The organism is Rhizobium sp. ZK1 (genome assembly GCF_047782645.1).
GTDB lineage: Bacteria > Pseudomonadota > Alphaproteobacteria > Rhizobiales > Rhizobiaceae > Rhizobium.
Window position 1 is genome coordinate 871700 of record NZ_CP180587.1, and the last position, 15158, is coordinate 886857.

Annotated in this window: 15 protein-coding genes; 2 read left to right on the forward strand and 13 right to left on the reverse strand. The window is 59.1% G+C overall.

The features are described 5' to 3' along the window. Window positions 1-3 precede the first annotated feature (3 nt). Window positions 4-1089 (forward strand): DUF917 domain-containing protein, encoded by a 1086-nt coding sequence (locus tag ACK9YZ_RS26620; RefSeq protein ID WP_416068249.1) that lies wholly within the window; start codon window positions 4-6, stop codon window positions 1087-1089. A gap of 138 nt (window positions 1090-1227) precedes the next feature. On the opposite strand, the gene ACK9YZ_RS26625 is transcribed toward ACK9YZ_RS26620, so the two are convergent. After that, on the reverse strand, window positions 1228-1545 hold the full coding sequence (locus tag ACK9YZ_RS26625) for a hypothetical protein (protein WP_416068250.1): 318 nt from the start codon (window positions 1543-1545) through the stop codon (window positions 1228-1230). 312 nt (window positions 1546-1857) lie between these two features. Here ACK9YZ_RS26625 and ACK9YZ_RS26630 point away from each other — a divergent pair, with 312 nt between their 5' ends. Next, window positions 1858-2151, forward strand: a complete 294-nt coding sequence (locus ACK9YZ_RS26630) for a DUF2934 domain-containing protein (protein ID WP_416068251.1) — start codon at window positions 1858-1860, stop codon at window positions 2149-2151. A gap of 115 nt (window positions 2152-2266) precedes the next feature. On the opposite strand, the gene ACK9YZ_RS26635 is transcribed toward ACK9YZ_RS26630, so the two are convergent. The 12 genes from ACK9YZ_RS26635 to ACK9YZ_RS26690 all read right to left on the reverse strand — a co-directional run bounded on the left by ACK9YZ_RS26635 (window position 2267) and on the right by ACK9YZ_RS26690 (window position 15042). Continuing rightward, window positions 2267-2470, reverse strand: coding sequence for a cold-shock protein (locus ACK9YZ_RS26635; protein WP_216760723.1), 204 nt, complete (start codon window positions 2468-2470; stop codon window positions 2267-2269). A 665-nt stretch (window positions 2471-3135) separates the two neighbouring features. Continuing rightward, window positions 3136-3915 carry an ectoine/hydroxyectoine ABC transporter ATP-binding protein EhuA gene (gene ehuA, locus ACK9YZ_RS26640; RefSeq protein ID WP_416068252.1) on the reverse strand — a complete coding sequence of 260 codons (780 nt, stop codon included), beginning with the start codon at window positions 3913-3915 and terminating at the stop codon, window positions 3136-3138. Beyond that, the gene (ehuD, locus tag ACK9YZ_RS26645) at window positions 3912-4604 is read right to left on the reverse strand and encodes an ectoine/hydroxyectoine ABC transporter permease subunit EhuD (protein WP_416068253.1); all 693 of its coding nucleotides are present in this window, start codon (window positions 4602-4604) and stop codon (window positions 3912-3914) included. The genes ehuA and ehuD overlap by 4 nt, the downstream gene beginning before the upstream one ends. Before the next feature lie 13 nt (window positions 4605-4617). Then, window positions 4618-5283, reverse strand: a complete 666-nt coding sequence (ehuC, locus tag ACK9YZ_RS26650) for an ectoine/hydroxyectoine ABC transporter permease subunit EhuC (RefSeq protein ID WP_416068254.1) — start codon at window positions 5281-5283, stop codon at window positions 4618-4620. A gap of 60 nt (window positions 5284-5343) precedes the next feature. Further along, a complete protein-coding gene (gene ehuB / locus ACK9YZ_RS26655) occupies window positions 5344-6195 on the reverse strand; it encodes an ectoine/hydroxyectoine ABC transporter substrate-binding protein EhuB (protein ID WP_416068255.1) in 852 nt (283 codons plus the stop codon). 60 nt (window positions 6196-6255) lie between these two features. Beyond that, entirely contained in the window at window positions 6256-7269 is a 1014-nt protein-coding gene (gene doeB, locus ACK9YZ_RS26660; protein ID WP_416068256.1) for a N(2)-acetyl-L-2,4-diaminobutanoate deacetylase DoeB, read from the reverse strand. Window positions 7270-7273: 4 nt separating this feature from the next. Further along, window positions 7274-8452, reverse strand: a complete 1179-nt coding sequence (gene doeA / locus ACK9YZ_RS26665; RefSeq protein ID WP_416068257.1) for an ectoine hydrolase DoeA — start codon at window positions 8450-8452, stop codon at window positions 7274-7276. Further along, window positions 8449-9462 carry an ectoine utilization protein EutC gene (gene eutC / locus ACK9YZ_RS26670; RefSeq protein WP_416068258.1) on the reverse strand — a complete coding sequence of 338 codons (1014 nt, stop codon included), beginning with the start codon at window positions 9460-9462 and terminating at the stop codon, window positions 8449-8451. The genes doeA and eutC overlap by 4 nt, the downstream gene beginning before the upstream one ends. Next, entirely contained in the window at window positions 9459-10478 is a 1020-nt protein-coding gene (gene eutB / locus ACK9YZ_RS26675; protein ID WP_416068259.1) for a hydroxyectoine utilization dehydratase EutB, read from the reverse strand. The genes eutC and eutB overlap by 4 nt, the downstream gene beginning before the upstream one ends. A gap of 68 nt (window positions 10479-10546) precedes the next feature. After that, complete coding sequence (locus ACK9YZ_RS26680; RefSeq protein ID WP_416068260.1) at window positions 10547-11995, reverse strand: PLP-dependent aminotransferase family protein; 1449 nt, start codon at window positions 11993-11995, stop codon at window positions 10547-10549. A 150-nt stretch (window positions 11996-12145) separates the two neighbouring features. Then, the gene (locus ACK9YZ_RS26685; protein ID WP_416068261.1) at window positions 12146-13549 is read right to left on the reverse strand and encodes an aspartate aminotransferase family protein; all 1404 of its coding nucleotides are present in this window, start codon (window positions 13547-13549) and stop codon (window positions 12146-12148) included. A 14-nt stretch (window positions 13550-13563) separates the two neighbouring features. Continuing rightward, the gene (locus ACK9YZ_RS26690) at window positions 13564-15042 is read right to left on the reverse strand and encodes an NAD-dependent succinate-semialdehyde dehydrogenase (protein WP_416068262.1); all 1479 of its coding nucleotides are present in this window, start codon (window positions 15040-15042) and stop codon (window positions 13564-13566) included. Between the last annotated feature and the right edge of the window lie 116 nt (window positions 15043-15158).

Below are 15158 nucleotides of genomic sequence, written 5' to 3' on the forward strand. Positions count from 1 at the left end.
GGAATGATGAAGACATTGAGGACGATCCACGTCGAGGATCTTGAAGACATTGCGATCGGTGGCGCCATTCTCGGCACCGGCGGCGGCGGTGATCCCTATGTCGGCAAGTTGATGGCGCAGGAGGCGATCCGCAAGCATGGCCCGGTCAAACTCATCGATGTCGAGGAACTGCCCGACGATGCGCTGGTCGTGCCCGTCTGCATGATGGGTGCGCCAACAGTCATGACCGAAAAACTGCCCCAGGGCGACGAACTGATGAACGCGTTCCGTCAACTCGAGAAAGTGCTGGGACGAAAGATCGATGCAGTGCTTTGCGGCGAGGCAGGCGGTATCAATTCGACCACGCCTTTCGTTGTTGCAGCAGCAAGCGGCCTGCCGCTCGTCGATGGCGACGGCATGGGGCGCGCCTATCCCGAGTTGCAGATGGAGACCTTCACGCTTCATGGCGTCTCCGCGACGCCGATGGTGCTTTGCGACGACAAAGGCAATTCACTGGTCCTGGAAACCGTGAGTAACGGCTGGACGGAACGCCTGGCGCGCGTCGCAACCGTCGAAATGGGCGGCTCCGCCCTGCTTGCTTTTTATCCCATGAGCGGAGCGATTGCCAAAAAGGCGGTTGTGCGCGGTACGCTGTCCCTTTGCGTCAACCTTGGCCGTACGCTGCGGGAAGCCCGAACGGCGCATGCCGATCCGGTCGGCGCGATCACCAAATTGCTCGGGGCGAGCGTGATCTTCAACGGCCGCGTCACGGATGTCGATCGCCGCACGATCGGGGGCTTTGCACGCGGCAGTGCGCGTTTCGACGGGCTGGACGAATGGAAAGGCCACAGTTTCAAGCTGGATTTCCAGAACGAATTCCTGATGGCCGAACGGGACGGCAGGATAATCTGCACGACGCCCGATCTCATCACGCTGCTGGAAGCTGAGATGGGGGCTCCCGTGACTGCGGACTCATTGCGGTACGGGTTGCGCCTCGTGGCCCTTGCTTTCCCGTGTAATCCGCAATGGCAGACGCCTGCCGGGATCGCCTTGGTGGGGCCACGCTACTTCGGCTACGATACGGATTACAGACCTTATACGTTCACGTAGGCACCGAACGGTTGCTGTTTGCGGTCGGACGAAGCGTTGCCGTTGTCGGAGGATTCGACGTAGCATCGCATGTGCTGCCACCGAAGTCGCAGCACTTCTGCATGACCGCGCGGTTCAAGGTATTGCAAGTTTGGCAAGCTATGGAATGTCTCTCGACTCCAATTCCGGGCAGCTTGCCTCGTTTCCGAAGGTGATCTCCTTGCGATCTCCGTTAATCGTCAGCCCCCTGAAGGTCAGCACGTTCTCGTCACGATAGACGATTTCGCTGCGGTAAATGCCGGCGCGTATCGCGCGGTTTCTGGCCCGACTGACATTGCACTGCCCGACCGGCGGTGACACATGCCAATTGGATGTGCCTTGCCTGTCTGTTTGCCATCCCTGTGCTGAAGCCAGCGTCGAACCGATGAGCAACGCAGATGCTGAAAGTGAAAATTTGGACGACAATCGAGATTTCACGATATTACTCCGAGGCAATTCAGCTATCGATGCCTCAGCTATTATCTGAAATTGCTTGCCAGATCATCCAATGGCGCGCCAATCGGCTTTGACTTCTCAAGAGATGGTGAACAACGGCATTCGCAATCGGCAAATTGCGACGCCGCCCGGAGAGGAGTCATACCAATAGATCGCCGGCGCGGTCAGCAAGCCGGAGAACGGAGGCATGACCGCGCTGCCAACTATTCGCTGCCGGAAATGCGCGGTGGCACTTGCCTCTGGTATGAGCCGCACCATGTGAGTGGTCTTAAGGTCTAGCTCAGGGAGGAACGGATGGCAGTGAACGAAGACCGTATCAGACAACGCGCCTATGAGATCTGGGAGCAGGAGGGCCGGCCTCACGGGGAGGACATGAAGCACTGGCTGCAGGCATTTCAGGAAATCGCCGCGAGCACCGAAGCCGATGGTCAGCCGGTCAAGAAACCCCGGTCGAAGAAGGCTGGGAAGGCGGAGGTCGCTTCTAAGGTAAAAGCCGCAAGCAAGTCCAAAGGCGGCGCCCAGAGCGTTCCGACGACGGCTCCGCCGCCGAAGTCAACGAAGATTGCCACAGGCGTTACCAAGCACTAACAGGGCTGCTTCCTGGCGGTCCATGCAACCTGGTCGGATGGGATTGAAAAAGCGGGGCGCGTCGATGAGCGCCCTGCGATGAGTTCTGATTGTCGAAAAGGAGATTCCGCGCAGTTTAGAGCGGTCTGACGTTTTCGGCCTTTGACTTGCCAGTCTTCCGATCCTGGCCGATATCGAAGGACACGTTCTGGCCTTCCTTCAGTGCATCGCCGTATTGCAATGCGGACACGTGCACGAAAACGTCAGCTCCACCGTCGTCAGGTGTGATGAAGCCGAAACCCTTGTCGTTGTTGAAAAACTTTACTTTGCCAGTCGGCATGAGAATCCTCGTGTGCTTGCGGTTCAATCGCGCCTGCAATCTAGCGATTAGCTGTCGCGCGATCAACCCGATCTACCACCGATGCAGAAGAGCCTCTTTGGCCGGCAGAAAACGTCCCCCGGTTCATGAAAGGAATTTTCGACGCGAAGATCGTTCCTAAACCTCGTGTCGTGCCTGGTCGTGCGTCTCACGCGCGTTCGGTATTATTCGCCCCTCATTAGAGGGCGCCGAAAAGCTTCCGGGTCGCGTTATATGGATCGGCTCGTCGTATATTGCTCTCAGTGACAGCTCGGTGCGGTTCACCCTGCGTGCTGGTTTGTCCCAAAGGGCCGCAGTTCCGGGGTGACATGAACTCAGCCGAGCACATAGTCTTTACAACATTCACCAGGGGTGTCCCGGCAAGGGGCTGAGATACTGCTAGGCAATACGGTTTTGCCGATTGTGGGCGCAGTGACGATGGTTACGGTCAGTCGGCACTTCCTACTCCGCTCGCGGCCGGAAAGCAGGAAACGTGCGCTGGCGGAACGTTCCGTTCAGCTCCTCCCATACCTGCATGCCTGGCTGAAACCTATGCGTCGAGAGGAAATGCTTTGGCCGCTGCCGGAGGCGGCCGCTTGTCGCAGAACCATATCGCTGGCATCCAGCACCATCGGTCGATTCCTTCGTTACCCAAGAACCGATGACAGAAATTCGCGCGTCCTCTCCGCTTTCGGTGCCCCGAATATCTGTTCCGGAGCACCCTGTTCGCAGATGCGCCCCTTATCGAAAAAGCAGACGCGATCCGACACTTCTCGGGCAAAGCGCATCTCATGGGTGACGAGCAGCATCGTCAGATCATGTTCATGCGCCAGTCCGCGGATGACGGAAAGCACTTCGCCGACCAGTTGCGGATCAAGCGCCGAGGTTGGTTCGTCGAAAAGCAGAACGCGTGGACGCATGGCAAGTGCACGGGCAATCGCCACGCGCTGCTGCTGTCCGCCGGAAAGCTGTACCGGATAATGGTCCTTCTTATCGGCCAGACCCACCATCTGCAGCAGTTCAATCGCACGCGCCTCTGCTTGTGCCCGCGCCATTCCCAATACCCGTACCGGCGCTTCGACAACGTTACGAAGGACCGTCATATGAGGAAAGAGATTGAAGCTCTGGAAGACCATGCCGACATGGTTGCGGATCTGGCGCAGGTGTTTTTCCGAGGCTTGAAAAGGACCTTTTCCGCCGGACTCGTGGTAGGAAGTGCCGGCCAGCGTCAGCTTGCCCTCCTGGAATGGCTCAAGTGTCATCAGGATACGTAAAACCGTGGATTTACCGGAGCCGGACGGTCCGATCAGGGTGACCTTTTCACCCTTCGCAACACTGAAATTGAACTTGTCGAGTACGGTCAGAATACCAAAACGTTTGGTGACATCGCGAAATTCGATAATGGGTTTCTCAGAAGTATCGTTCATCGCAAGGGAATTCCTGCTTTTGGAAGAGCTCTCTGCAAGCGGTGGAGGCCGGCCGAGCAGATCAGCGTCAGGAGGAGGAAAATCAGGCCGACAAGTGTCAGCGGCACAAGATATTCGAACGTGCGCTCGCCGATCATGTTGGCAAGCCCCATCATCTCAAGAACGGTCACGACGGAAAGAACCGGCGTCTCCTTGATCATGGCGACAAGATAGTTGCCCATAGCCGGCACGATGCGCGGAACGGTCTGCGGAATGACGACATCGCAATACGTTTGCATGCGCGACAGGTTGAGCGCCGTTGCTGCTTCCCATTGTCCATGCGGAATGGCTTCAATTCCGCCACGATAGACTTCAGACGTATAGGCCGCATATTGCAGACCGAGTGCCAATGCACCGGTGAGAAAGGCAGGCAGCACGATACCGAAATCGGGCAGCACGTAGTAGAGGAAGAACAGTTGCACCAGAAGCGGCGTATCGCGCAGGAATTCGACGATAAAGGCGGTCAGCCAGGAGATCACCTTGACGCGGCTTCGGCGCAAGAGAGCGAACACCAGGCCGAGCACGAGTGCAATTCCGAACCCAGCGGCTGCCGCCTTCAACGTGACGGTCAAACCAATCAGAATGATCGGCAGGATCGAACTCGTGTAGGTAACCCAGGTTGTCGTGTCCCATTCATAACCATACATCATAGCCGTAAGGTCCTCACGAGCGAGCCGAGCGAGGGAAGACATCGCCGCGTCGCACGAAATGCTCGATCGCGCGTACGGCGATCATGAGAACGAGCGACATGGCGAAGTAGCATACGAGCGTGATCGAATAGATGCTGGCGCTGTCCAAAGTGATGTTGCGGATCGATTGGGCCGCGAAGGTGAGATCGGCAATCGAGATCAACGACACCAGCGAGGATAGCTTCAGCGTTTCGATGGTGAGGTTTCCGAAGGCCGGCATCATTTCGACAATGGCTTGTGGCAGTGAAATGCGAAAGAGGGTCTGGACACGGTTGAAATTCAATGCGCGGGCAGCTTCCAGTTGCTGCGCGGAGACCGATAGGAGTGCCCCACGGACGATTTCAGCACCATAGCCGCCGACATGGGCGGCCAATACCAGGATGCCCGTGGTGATCGGATCGAAACTCAGGCCGATCAACGGGAGCGCGTAATAGAACCAGAACAGCTGAACGAATAGCGACGTCCCGCGAAACACTTCCGTATAACACAGCGCGACGATCGACAGGATCGGTCCTCCCTCGACGCGCAGGATGCCGAAGACGAAGGCGAGCACCGCGCCGCAGACGATCGCTGCCAAAGTGATCGTCATCGTCACGGTAGCACCTTGCCAAAGCATCGGCAGATAGGCTGTCCAGCTCATCTGGCAATCTCTCCGAGTGAAAGCAGATGGCGCCCGGTCCGGGACCAGGCGCGTTTGTCGTTACTTCCCGGCGCAGAGATCGGCGACATTCTTCTGAGCTGCTGCCGCGATGCTCTGTTCCGACAGACCATACTTCATGAGGATCTTCTTGTAGTCGTCCGTCTTTCGGAACGCGACGAGCGCAGTGTTGAACGCGTCACGCAATTCCTTGTCTTCCGGACGGAAGGCAAAACCGCCATAATTGCGGACCGGTGCGCCCTTGACGATCGGATCCTTGAACGGCGCGACCTGCTCGACATTAGCCTGATCCTTGGCGAGCGCGGAGACCGTCAGCTCGGTGGCCGCATAGGCGTCGACGCGGCTCTGTACGGTCGGGATCGCATCCGCATTCGCCGGAATGAAGACGATCTGATCGTCCTTGACGCCGACGGCACGCAGGAAGTCGACATTGTTTGCACCCGAAACCACCGCGACTTTCAAGGATGGGTCTTTTGCAATGTCGGCATAGGTTGTCAGGCCCTTTGGATTGCCCTTCTTGACCAGCAGTCCCTCACCGTAGGACGAGTTGGGTTCGGTAAAGGCGACCTGCTTGCAACGTTCGGGAGATATGTTCTGCTCTGCGGCGGCAAAGTCGAAGCGGCGCGCCTTGAGGCCCGGGATGAGCGTGCCGAAGGGGGTCACCGTCCAGTTGATTTCCTGGATACCCATGGATTTCAGGACGGCATTGGCAACGTCGGGGCCGATACCGGCAGAGGTGCCGTCCGGCTGCATGTAGGAGTACGGGACCTCGTTGGCAGTGGCAGCCCGGATAAATCCTTGCTTCTTGGCCTCTTCCACGGTCAGTGCGCTGGCAGATGTGACGCCGATGCTGAGCGCAAGCGCGGAAAGGCAAATGGTTTTTGAGATGCGCATTCGAATTCTCCTCTGGTTAAGTTTTGTGGTCCGTTTTCGGATCTCACGGCATTCGTGTGGTCAGGTCTTCTCCGTGATCGTTGCGATGACGGAAAGGCAGTCGCCGGCCTTGATCAGGCCGGGCACATGGCGAGCCGCGAGCACGCCGTCCATGGCCGCGCGGTAGTCGATCGGTGCAACACCGGTCTTGCCGACGGAATACAGGCGGGCGACGATTTCGTTCCTCTTCACCGGCTCGCCTAGATCGCGGGCAAAGGCGATAAGTCCGTCGTCCTCGGCAAATGCGAAGCAGTCGCTCGATGGCATATCCAGCCAGCGGGACGGCCGAGCGTCTGGCGCGCCCCTCAGGATTCCGGCATGGCGCAGGAGATTGAGGCTGCCCTTCCGCGCGATCTCGATCGATCTTGCGCTGGCAGTGCCGGCACCGCCGAGCTCGGTTGTGACGAAGACCTTGCCCATTTCCTCCACAGTCGTATCCAGCATGCCGACCGCATCGATCTCCAGCATTTTCATCGAGTAGGGCGCAGCAAAAGCCGCAACGGCATCAAAGCAGCGCGCCTCCTGATCCTTGTCGGGCAGTTCGTGTGCTGCAGCGTAAGGCAGAAAATCGAGCGTCTTGCCGCCCGAATGGAAGTCGAGGACGATGTCGGCGAGTGGTATCAGATGGCGTGTGACGTAATCTGCGATCTTCTCTGTCACCGTGCCATCCGGGCGGCCTGGAAAGCTGCGGTTCAGATTTCCACGATCGATCGGCGAGGTGCGTGTGCCGGCTCGGAACGCCGGATAGTTGAGCGCCGGCACGATGATGATGCGCCCGTTTACCTGCGAAGGATCGAGCGACTGCGCCAACTCGAAGAGGGCGGCCGGACCTTCGTACTCGTCACCATGATTGCCGCCGGTCAAAAGAGCGGTCGGGCCTTCGCCATTGGCGATGATGCAAATCGGGATCATCACCGATCCCCAGGCGCTGTCATCACGGCTGTGGGGCAGTCGCAAGTGTCCGTGTTGCACACCCTTTGCGTCGAAATCGACGGAAGGGGCGATCGGCGAGGGGCGGGGCGTGCTGGTCAGCATCGCATCAGCCCTTCACGAACAGCTGGCGCGGCACGTTCGACAGGCATTCCACGCCTGTTTCGGTGATCGCGATGCTCTCGGTGATTTCCAGCCCCATGTCTTCGAGCCAGAGACCGGTCATGAAGTGGAAGGTCATGCCAGGCTTCAATTCCGTGCGGTCGCCCGGGCGAAGGCTCATGGTGCGTTCGCCCCAATCCGGTGGATAGGACAGACCGATTGGATAGCCGGTGCGGTTGTCCTTGATGATCCCGTATTTCTTCAGCACGGCGAAGAAGGCGTTGGCGATGTCTTCGCAACTATTGCCGGGTCTTGCTGCTGAAAGGCCCGCCTCCATGCCCTCGAGCGTCGCCTTTTCCGCGTCGAGAAAGGCCTGCGTCGGCCTGCCCAGGAATACGGTACGCGACAACGGACAGTGGTAACGTTTATAGGCGCCGGCGATCTCGAAGAACGTCCCTTCGCCCGAGCGCATCGGCTTGTCATCCCAGGTCAGGTGCGGAGCAGAAGCGTCTGCGCCCGACGGCAGAAGCGGCACGATCGCCGGATAATCGCCGCCGAATTCCGACGTCCCACGGATGCCGGCATCATAGATCTCGGCAACGAGATCGCATTTGCGCATGCCGGGCTCGACGACATCGACAATGCGCTTGTGCATCAGCTCGACGATCTTGCCTGCCTTGCGCATATAGTCGAGTTCGGTCGTGCTCTTGACCGCGCGCTGCCAGTTGACGAGGCCCGCCGCATCCTTGAAGCGGGCATTGGGCAGGTACTTTTGCAAAGACGCGAAGGCGGCTGCCGAGAAATAATAGTTGTCCATCTCGACGCCAACTGTGAGGCTCGACCATTTCCGCTCATCGATGATTTGCGCCAGGAGATCCATCGGGTGGCGTTCCGTCGACTGGACGTAGTGATCCGGGTAGCCGATGATATTGTCGTGATTCAGATAGGCGGTGCGCTTTGCGCCATTGGCATCCTGCTTGCGTCCGTACCAGATCGGCTCGCCGCTCGGCGGCACCAGAACGCATTGATGCACATAGAAGGACCAGCCATCGTAGCCGGTGAGCCAGTGCATGTTGGATGGATCGCTGACGATCAGGAGCTCGATCCCCGCCTTTTCCATCGCCTGACGGGTTTTGGAAAGGCGCACGGCATATTCCTCGCGCGTAAAGTTCAGCGTAACGCTCACGCTGCGTCTCCCATTTTGATGTCGTTTTCGATCGTCTGGCCGCTTCCTGCGGCTTTTGCGCGGGTAAGCGCCAGATTGGCGATGGCGGTGTCCTGCACGCCGGTCCCTGTGAGGTCGGCGAAGGTTATTTCGTGTGCGCTCGAGCGGCCGAGTGCCGCGCCGGCGATAACGGCTCCGAGTTCGGAAAACTGTTGGCCCTGCGGGACTGCACCGGCCTTGATGGCATGGTGCAGCTCGCCGAGAATGCGGGTCTGCGAAAGCCGATCTGCAACGTAAACGGCGCGAGCAAAGACGGCCGGATCGATCTCGTTCTTGTGCTCCGAATCCGATCCCATTGCGGTTAGATGCTGACCGGGCTCGAGCCATTCGGCCATTAGGATCGGCTTTTCTGCCGGCGTCGTCGTGACGACGATATCCGCGCCGTGGATCGCTTCACGCGGATCGGCGATGGCGGCGACCTTGATTGCGTGGTCGCGAACGAAGTCTGAAGCAAGCGTCTTGGCCTTCGCGTGCTCGCGTGCCCAAATCCGGGCCGATTTGATCGGCCGTACGAGCATGAGAGCCTCAAGCTGCAGCCGCGCCTGCATGCCTGCTCCAAAGATCGTGGCGACGCTGGCGTTCGTGCGCGACAGATGGCGTGCGGCAACCGCACCGGCCGCCGCAGTGCGGACATCCGTGAGATAGCCGTTGTCGAGAAGAAGGGCTTCGACCAGCCCGGTCTTCGCGCTCAGGAGGATCATCAGCCCGTTGAGGCTCGGCAGACCGATCTTGGGGTTGTCGAAAAATCCGGGGCTGACCTTGATGGCAAAACCCTCGAAGCCTGGCACATAGGCCGTCTTGACGTCCACCTCGCCACGAAATTCCGGAATGTCGAGGCGCAGGATCGCCGGCATGGCAACGGCTTTGGTCGCGAGCGCAGCAAAGGCCTGTTCGATGCAATCGACTGCGGAGAGGTCGAGCTTGACGATAGCGCGAAGGTCTTTTTCCATCAGAATGCTGATGCGGCTCATATGGCGGCCTCCGCGAGGATTCTCTGGTGCAGCGTCGGGTCAATGTTGCCGCCTGAGATGATGATGGCGGTGGAGCCGGAAAGTGTGATCTTGTCTGCGAGCATAGCGGCAATGCCGATCGCACCCGCACCCTCAACGATCATGTCTTCCTGTCGCGCGGCATGACGGATGCCTTCAGCAATCTGGTCTTCGGTGAGGAGGACGATGTCGTCGAGGAGATCGCGGCAAAGCGCAAAGGTCACATGGTTTGAAAGACCTATGCCACCGCCCAGCGAATCCGCCAGCGTTTGCTCCTCGCGGATCGCGACAGGCTTACCAGCGGCAATCGCCGCATGCATGGCTGCCCCGCGTTCCATCGAAATACCGATGACGCGGGCCTCAGGCTTCAAGGCCTTGACGGCAACGGCAATGCCGCCAGCCAGACCGCCGCCGGAAAGAGGTACGAGCACGGTCGCGAGATCGGGCAGGTCGTCTACAATTTCGAGGCCGATCGTGCCTTGACCGGCAGCGACGTTCACATCGTCGAAAGGCGGGATCGGCGTGAGGCCACGACGCTTGGTAAGGCGTTCCACTTCCTCTTGGGCGTCGTCCTGCGATCTGCCGACAATGCGGATGTCGGCGCCGAGCACGCGGATTGCTTCGACCTTGTTGGCAGGGACGAGCGATGACATGCAGATGGTGGCGGGAACGCCGAGTTGGCGCGCGGTATAAGCCACCGCGCGGCCATGATTGCCTGTCGAGGCGGTAACGAGACCACGCTTGCGCGCCGCGTCACCCAGCGAGAGGATCGCATTCATTGCGCCGCGCAGCTTGAAGGCGCCGATCGGCTGGCGTGTCTCGCACTTGAGATGGACGGGCTGGCCGGCGCGCTCAGACAGAGTGCCGGAGAAAACCAGTGGTGTGCGCATTACCCGGCCGACGATGCGAGCAGCAGCCCGCTCGATGTCCGCCAACGTGACTGGCAGCACCTTTTCCTCGGTCGATCGGGACAGGATTTCGCTCTTCATGATTGTCATGTTGAGAGCGAAACAAAATCATGTCAATTGTTATATTGTAATGATTCAATGATTGTCCTGGGCGAAATCTAGCCGATGGCGCCGATGTCATAGACCGGCGGCAATTGCTCGAAGGCCTGCCGTACGATTGTCAGTGCCTTGGCCAGGCCTGCATGGTTCATACGTCCGCCCAAACAGATGCGAATGCCACCGCCATGGCCGGGGCCTGCGATGAAGGGTTCGGACGGCGTGACCGCGACATTCTGGTTGGCCAATGAACGGACCAGTCCATCCTCGGTCCAGTGCGGCGGAACCTTGAGCCAGGCACAGAGCGAGCGCGGATGACTGGAGGCGATATGGTCCCCGAGGATTTCACTGGCAATCTCTTGGCGTGCTCGTGCTTCGTCACGCTGGATTTCGACCAACCGCTGAGCCGTGCCGTTCTCAACCCATCGCGTGGCGATTTCGCCGGTCAGATAGGTGCCGCTCCAGCTCGACACTCGCAGGATCGAGGCGGCGCGAATGGAATAGGCGGGTGGAACGACGAGATAGCCGACGCGCAACCCTGTCAACACTGCCTTGGTGAAGCTCGTGACGAAGAAGCCGAGATCGGGCAGCATCTCAGTGATCGACGGTAGGTCTTCCTCGATCATCGGGCGATAGACCTCGTCTTCGATGACGAAGACATCATATCGCGCTGCAATCGCGGCTATCTCGCTCCTACGGGCCGCGCCCGTGACATGGCCTGTCGGATTGTTGAGGGTCGGGACAAGTACCAGAGCTCGCACCCCGCCTGCAGCACAAACGGCTTCCAGCGCATCGGGTAAAATACCTTCATTGTCTGTCGGCAAGCCCTTCAGGCTGAAGCCAAGGACGTTTGAAAGCCCGATGATGCCGTGATCGGTGAGAGTCTCACACAAGACGACGTCTCCGGAGCGGATAATGCAGCTCAAAGCGAGAAAGATCCCATGGGCAGCACCGTTGGTGACGAGAATGCGCTCTACTCCTGCCGAGACGCCAAGCGTGCGCAACCAGATGCGAGCAGTCTCTCGATGGCGATCGAGGCCCGCGACTGGGCGGCACGGGCGCATGAAGCTTGCATTGTCGCCCTCGGATAGCTCACGAAGGATCTCGCGCGATGCTGTCTCATGCGCATCGAGATAGACGCCGCGGATAATGGAAAGATCGAGCACCTCGTTGGCACTGTGATCAAGCATCATGCGCCCGGCCCGGTCCGTTACCCGTGTCTTCACGAAAGTGCCGCGACCGATCTCACCGCTCAGATAGCCGAGCCTTTCAGCCTCCTTGTAGGAGAGGCTGACGGTCTGGACGGAAAGGCCGAGTTCACGCGCCAGATCGCGATGCGTCGGCATACGATCCATCGGCTTGAGCACGCCGGCATCGATATCAGCGATAATGCGCTCGGTGAGTGCTGCATGCTTCGTCTCACCCTTTTGCTTGGCGAGGCTAGGCCGCCATGCCACCGGCTTCGTCGCCGTCGTCGGATAAAGGTTCAGGGGATTGGCTTGACGTCGCATGAAATTGTCTCGTTTTTAGGACGATAATTTCATGACATTATGCACACTTCGTCTGAAAAGATGAAGCGCTATGCATATCAAGCCGTAATTGCTCCAGAAATAATCACGATCATCTCGACTTTTCTCGCAAATCGGCAGTGGCGGGCATGATCAGATCTTCTCGCCAGCCTTTATCAATTCGTCCATCACGGAGCGTACGGCGGATTCGGCGATAGCAACGATTTCGTCGACTTCTTCCTTCGTCGTGACGAGCGGCGGGGCAAAACCCAAGATATCGCCATGCGGCATGGCCCGGGCAATGAGTCCATGGTTGCGCGCGGCCTTCGAAATTCGTGCACCGACAGTCAGGCCGGACGCAAAGCGGGTCTTCCTTTCCCGATCGGCTACGAATTCGATGGCGCCCATCAAGCCGACGCCTCGCACTTCACCGACGATGGGAAGCTGAGCGAACTTGGCCTTCAACTGCGCCTGAAAATAGCTGCCGACCGTCCGTGCATTCCCCGGCAGATCCTCTTTCTCGACGATGTCGAGGACGGCGTTCGCGGCTGCGGCGCCGATCGGATGGCCGGAATAAGTGTAGCCGTGCGAGAAAGAGCCGACGCGATCGGCCCCTTCTTCCATCACCTTATAGACCTTTTCGCTGACGATTGCGCCCGACAGCGGAAAATAGGCCGAGGTGAGACCCTTAGCGACGGTGATCAGATCGGGTTCAATACCGTAATGCTGCGATCCGAACATCGAGCCGGTGCGTCCGAAACCGGTGATGACTTCGTCGGCGATGAGCAGGATATCGTATTTCTTGAGGATATTCTGTATTTCCTCCCAATAGCCCTGCGGCGGCGGCGTAATGCCGCCGGTGCCGAGCACCGGTTCGCCGATGAAGGCACCGATCGTGTCCGGATCTTCACGCAGGATCAGCGCTTCAAGTTCCTCAGCCCGGCGTTTGGAAAATTCGAGTTCCGTTTCGCCGGCTTCCGCCCCCCAATAAAAATGCGGCGCACCCGTGTGGAGAATGCCAGCACGCGGCAGGTCCATATGATCATGGTAGAAACTCATGCCGGTCATGGAGCCGGAGACGACGCTGCAACCATGATAGCCGCGTTCGCGAGAGATGATCTTCTTCTTATCCGGCTTGCCGCGCAGGTTGCTGTAATACCAGACGAGCTTGGCTTGCGTTTCGTTGGCATCGGAGCCTGACATGCCGTAGAAGATCTTGCTCATCTTGCCGGGTGCCATCTTCACCAGCCGATCGGAAAGAATCGCGAGCTCATCCGTCGTGTGGGCGGCATAGGTGTGGTAGTAGGCGAGGCGGTAGGCTTGGCGCGAGATCGCTTCGGCGACCTCGGTTCGGCCGTAGCCGATATTGACGCAGTAGAGACCGGCGAAACCGTCGATCAGCTGCTTGCCGTGGGCATCCTGAATGCGGATGCCCTTGCCGGTGTCGACGATCGTCGGATCGCCCATCTTGCCGCTGGCGAAATCCTTGAGCTGCGTGAAGGGATGCAGGACCGAATTGCGGTCCATCTCGGCGATCTGGTGAGGGTTGACGGTCATGGTGCGGATCCTTTTCATGCAGCAAGATTACCGAAGCAAACATATTTTGCTTCGAGATATTCCAGGAGGCCGTGGCGCGAACCTTCGCGACCAAGGCCGGATTGTTTCCAGCCGCCGAATGGTATCGGAGCGCCGGTGAATTTCGGTGTGTTGACGGCGATCATGCCGTATTCCAGCCGGTCGGTGAGACGCATCGCGCGACCAAGATCGTTGGTGTAGACGTAGGCCGCCAGTCCCATCTCAGTGGCATTGGCACGGGCAATCACTTCCTGCTCGTCGTCGAAGGGCAGTATCGCGGCGACTGGACCGAAGGTCTCTTCTCGGGCGATCAGCATGTCGTCGCTGACATCGGCGAGCAGGGTTGGCGCGACGAAATTGCCGCCAAACGGGCTGTCTTGTCCGCCGCAGACGAGACGCGCGCCGGCAGAAAGCGCCTGCGCAATCTGCTGGCGGCATTTTTCAGCAACCGAAGGGCGTGTCATCGGCCCGATATCGGTGCCGGGTTCAAGCCCATGGCCGACGTGAAGCTCCCTGGTCGCCTTGGCGAATGCATCGACGAACCGATCATAGTGCCCGCGCTGGACGTAAATCCTGTTGGCGGCAAGACAATCTTGCCCGGACGTAGCGAATTTTGCGCCGATACAGCCCTTCACGGCCTTGGAGAGCTCGGCGTCGTCGAACAGGATGAAGGGTGCGTGGCCGCCAAGTTCCAAAGAGGCCTTCTTCACGGTCGCCGCCGATTGCGTCAGCAGGATGCGCCCGACTTCAGTAGACCCGGTGAAAGAGAAGGCGCGCACATCCGTGTGTTCAAGCAGACGGCGCGCAAGCGGGGCGGCTTCGCCCGTCAGAACCTGGAATACGCCAGCGGGCATTCCAGCCTCCTCAGCAAGCTTTGCCAGAGCAAGCGCCGATAGCGGCGTTTCCGGGGCAGGCTTGACGATCATGGTGCAGCCGGCAGCGAGCGCGGCACCCGCCTTGCGGGTAATCATCGCAGAGGGAAAATTCCACGGCGTGATTGCGACCGTCACACCAAGCGGCTGCATCTGCACTGAAAGGCGGCTGCCCGGCAGGTGGCTCGGTATCGTTTCGCCGTAAGAACGCTCGCCTTCGGCCGCGAACCAGTCGAGAAAGTTCGCGGCGTAAGAAATCTCGCCAAGCGATTCTGCCAGCGGTTTTCCCTGTTCAGCGGTCATGATCACAGCGAGGTCTTGCGCGTGATCGCGCATTAGCTTGCCCCAGGCACGCAGGATCTGACCACGCTCGACAGGGAGCCTGTCACGCCAATCGAGAAAGGCGTTTTTCGCCGCGTCGACGGCAGCATCGGCATCTTGGAGCGAACAGACTGCGACATCGACGAGGTGCTCGCCGGTTGCCGGATCGATGACACTCAATGTCTCTCCACGCGGGGCCCATGTGCCGTCCAGAAAGGCACGGCGTTCGATCAGATCGGGTCGTTGCAGGTTTTTCAGCGCGATGCTGGCGATACCTTTCATGCGGGGCTCCAAGTGGGGTTTACAAGGAGACTAACCGCGCGCCATGATCGATTGGCTGCATTGGTTTGGTCTTCGGAGCAGGAAATGGACTTAATTCGCATCCCAAACGCAGGATT

Excerpts from the sequence above, each read along its gene's own strand:
- eutB (WP_416068259.1), bottom strand. The coding sequence starts at position 10,478 with ATGACAATCATGAAGAGCGAAATCCTGTCCCGATCGACCGAGGAAAAG.
- ACK9YZ_RS26630 (WP_416068251.1), top strand. The coding sequence starts at position 1,858 with ATGGCAGTGAACGAAGACCGTATCAGACAACGCGCCTATGAGATCTGG.
- ehuB (WP_416068255.1), bottom strand. The coding sequence starts at position 6,195 with ATGCGCATCTCAAAAACCATTTGCCTTTCCGCGCTTGCGCTCAGCATC.
- ehuD (WP_416068253.1), bottom strand. The coding sequence starts at position 4,604 with ATGATGTATGGTTATGAATGGGACACGACAACCTGGGTTACCTACACG.
- ACK9YZ_RS26680 (WP_416068260.1), bottom strand. The coding sequence starts at position 11,995 with ATGCGACGTCAAGCCAATCCCCTGAACCTTTATCCGACGACGGCGACG.
- ACK9YZ_RS26690 (WP_416068262.1), bottom strand. The coding sequence starts at position 15,042 with ATGAAAGGTATCGCCAGCATCGCGCTGAAAAACCTGCAACGACCCGAT.
- doeB (WP_416068256.1), bottom strand. The coding sequence starts at position 7,269 with ATGCTGACCAGCACGCCCCGCCCCTCGCCGATCGCCCCTTCCGTCGAT.
- ehuA (WP_416068252.1), bottom strand. The coding sequence starts at position 3,915 with ATGAACGATACTTCTGAGAAACCCATTATCGAATTTCGCGATGTCACC.
- ehuC (WP_416068254.1), bottom strand. The coding sequence starts at position 5,283 with ATGAGCTGGACAGCCTATCTGCCGATGCTTTGGCAAGGTGCTACCGTG.
- ACK9YZ_RS26685 (WP_416068261.1), bottom strand. The coding sequence starts at position 13,549 with ATGACCGTCAACCCTCACCAGATCGCCGAGATGGACCGCAATTCGGTC.
- ACK9YZ_RS26620 (WP_416068249.1), top strand. The coding sequence starts at position 4 with ATGATGAAGACATTGAGGACGATCCACGTCGAGGATCTTGAAGACATT.
- eutC (WP_416068258.1), bottom strand. The coding sequence starts at position 9,462 with ATGAGCCGCATCAGCATTCTGATGGAAAAAGACCTTCGCGCTATCGTC.
- ACK9YZ_RS26635 (WP_216760723.1), bottom strand. The coding sequence starts at position 2,470 with ATGCCGACTGGCAAAGTAAAGTTTTTCAACAACGACAAGGGTTTCGGC.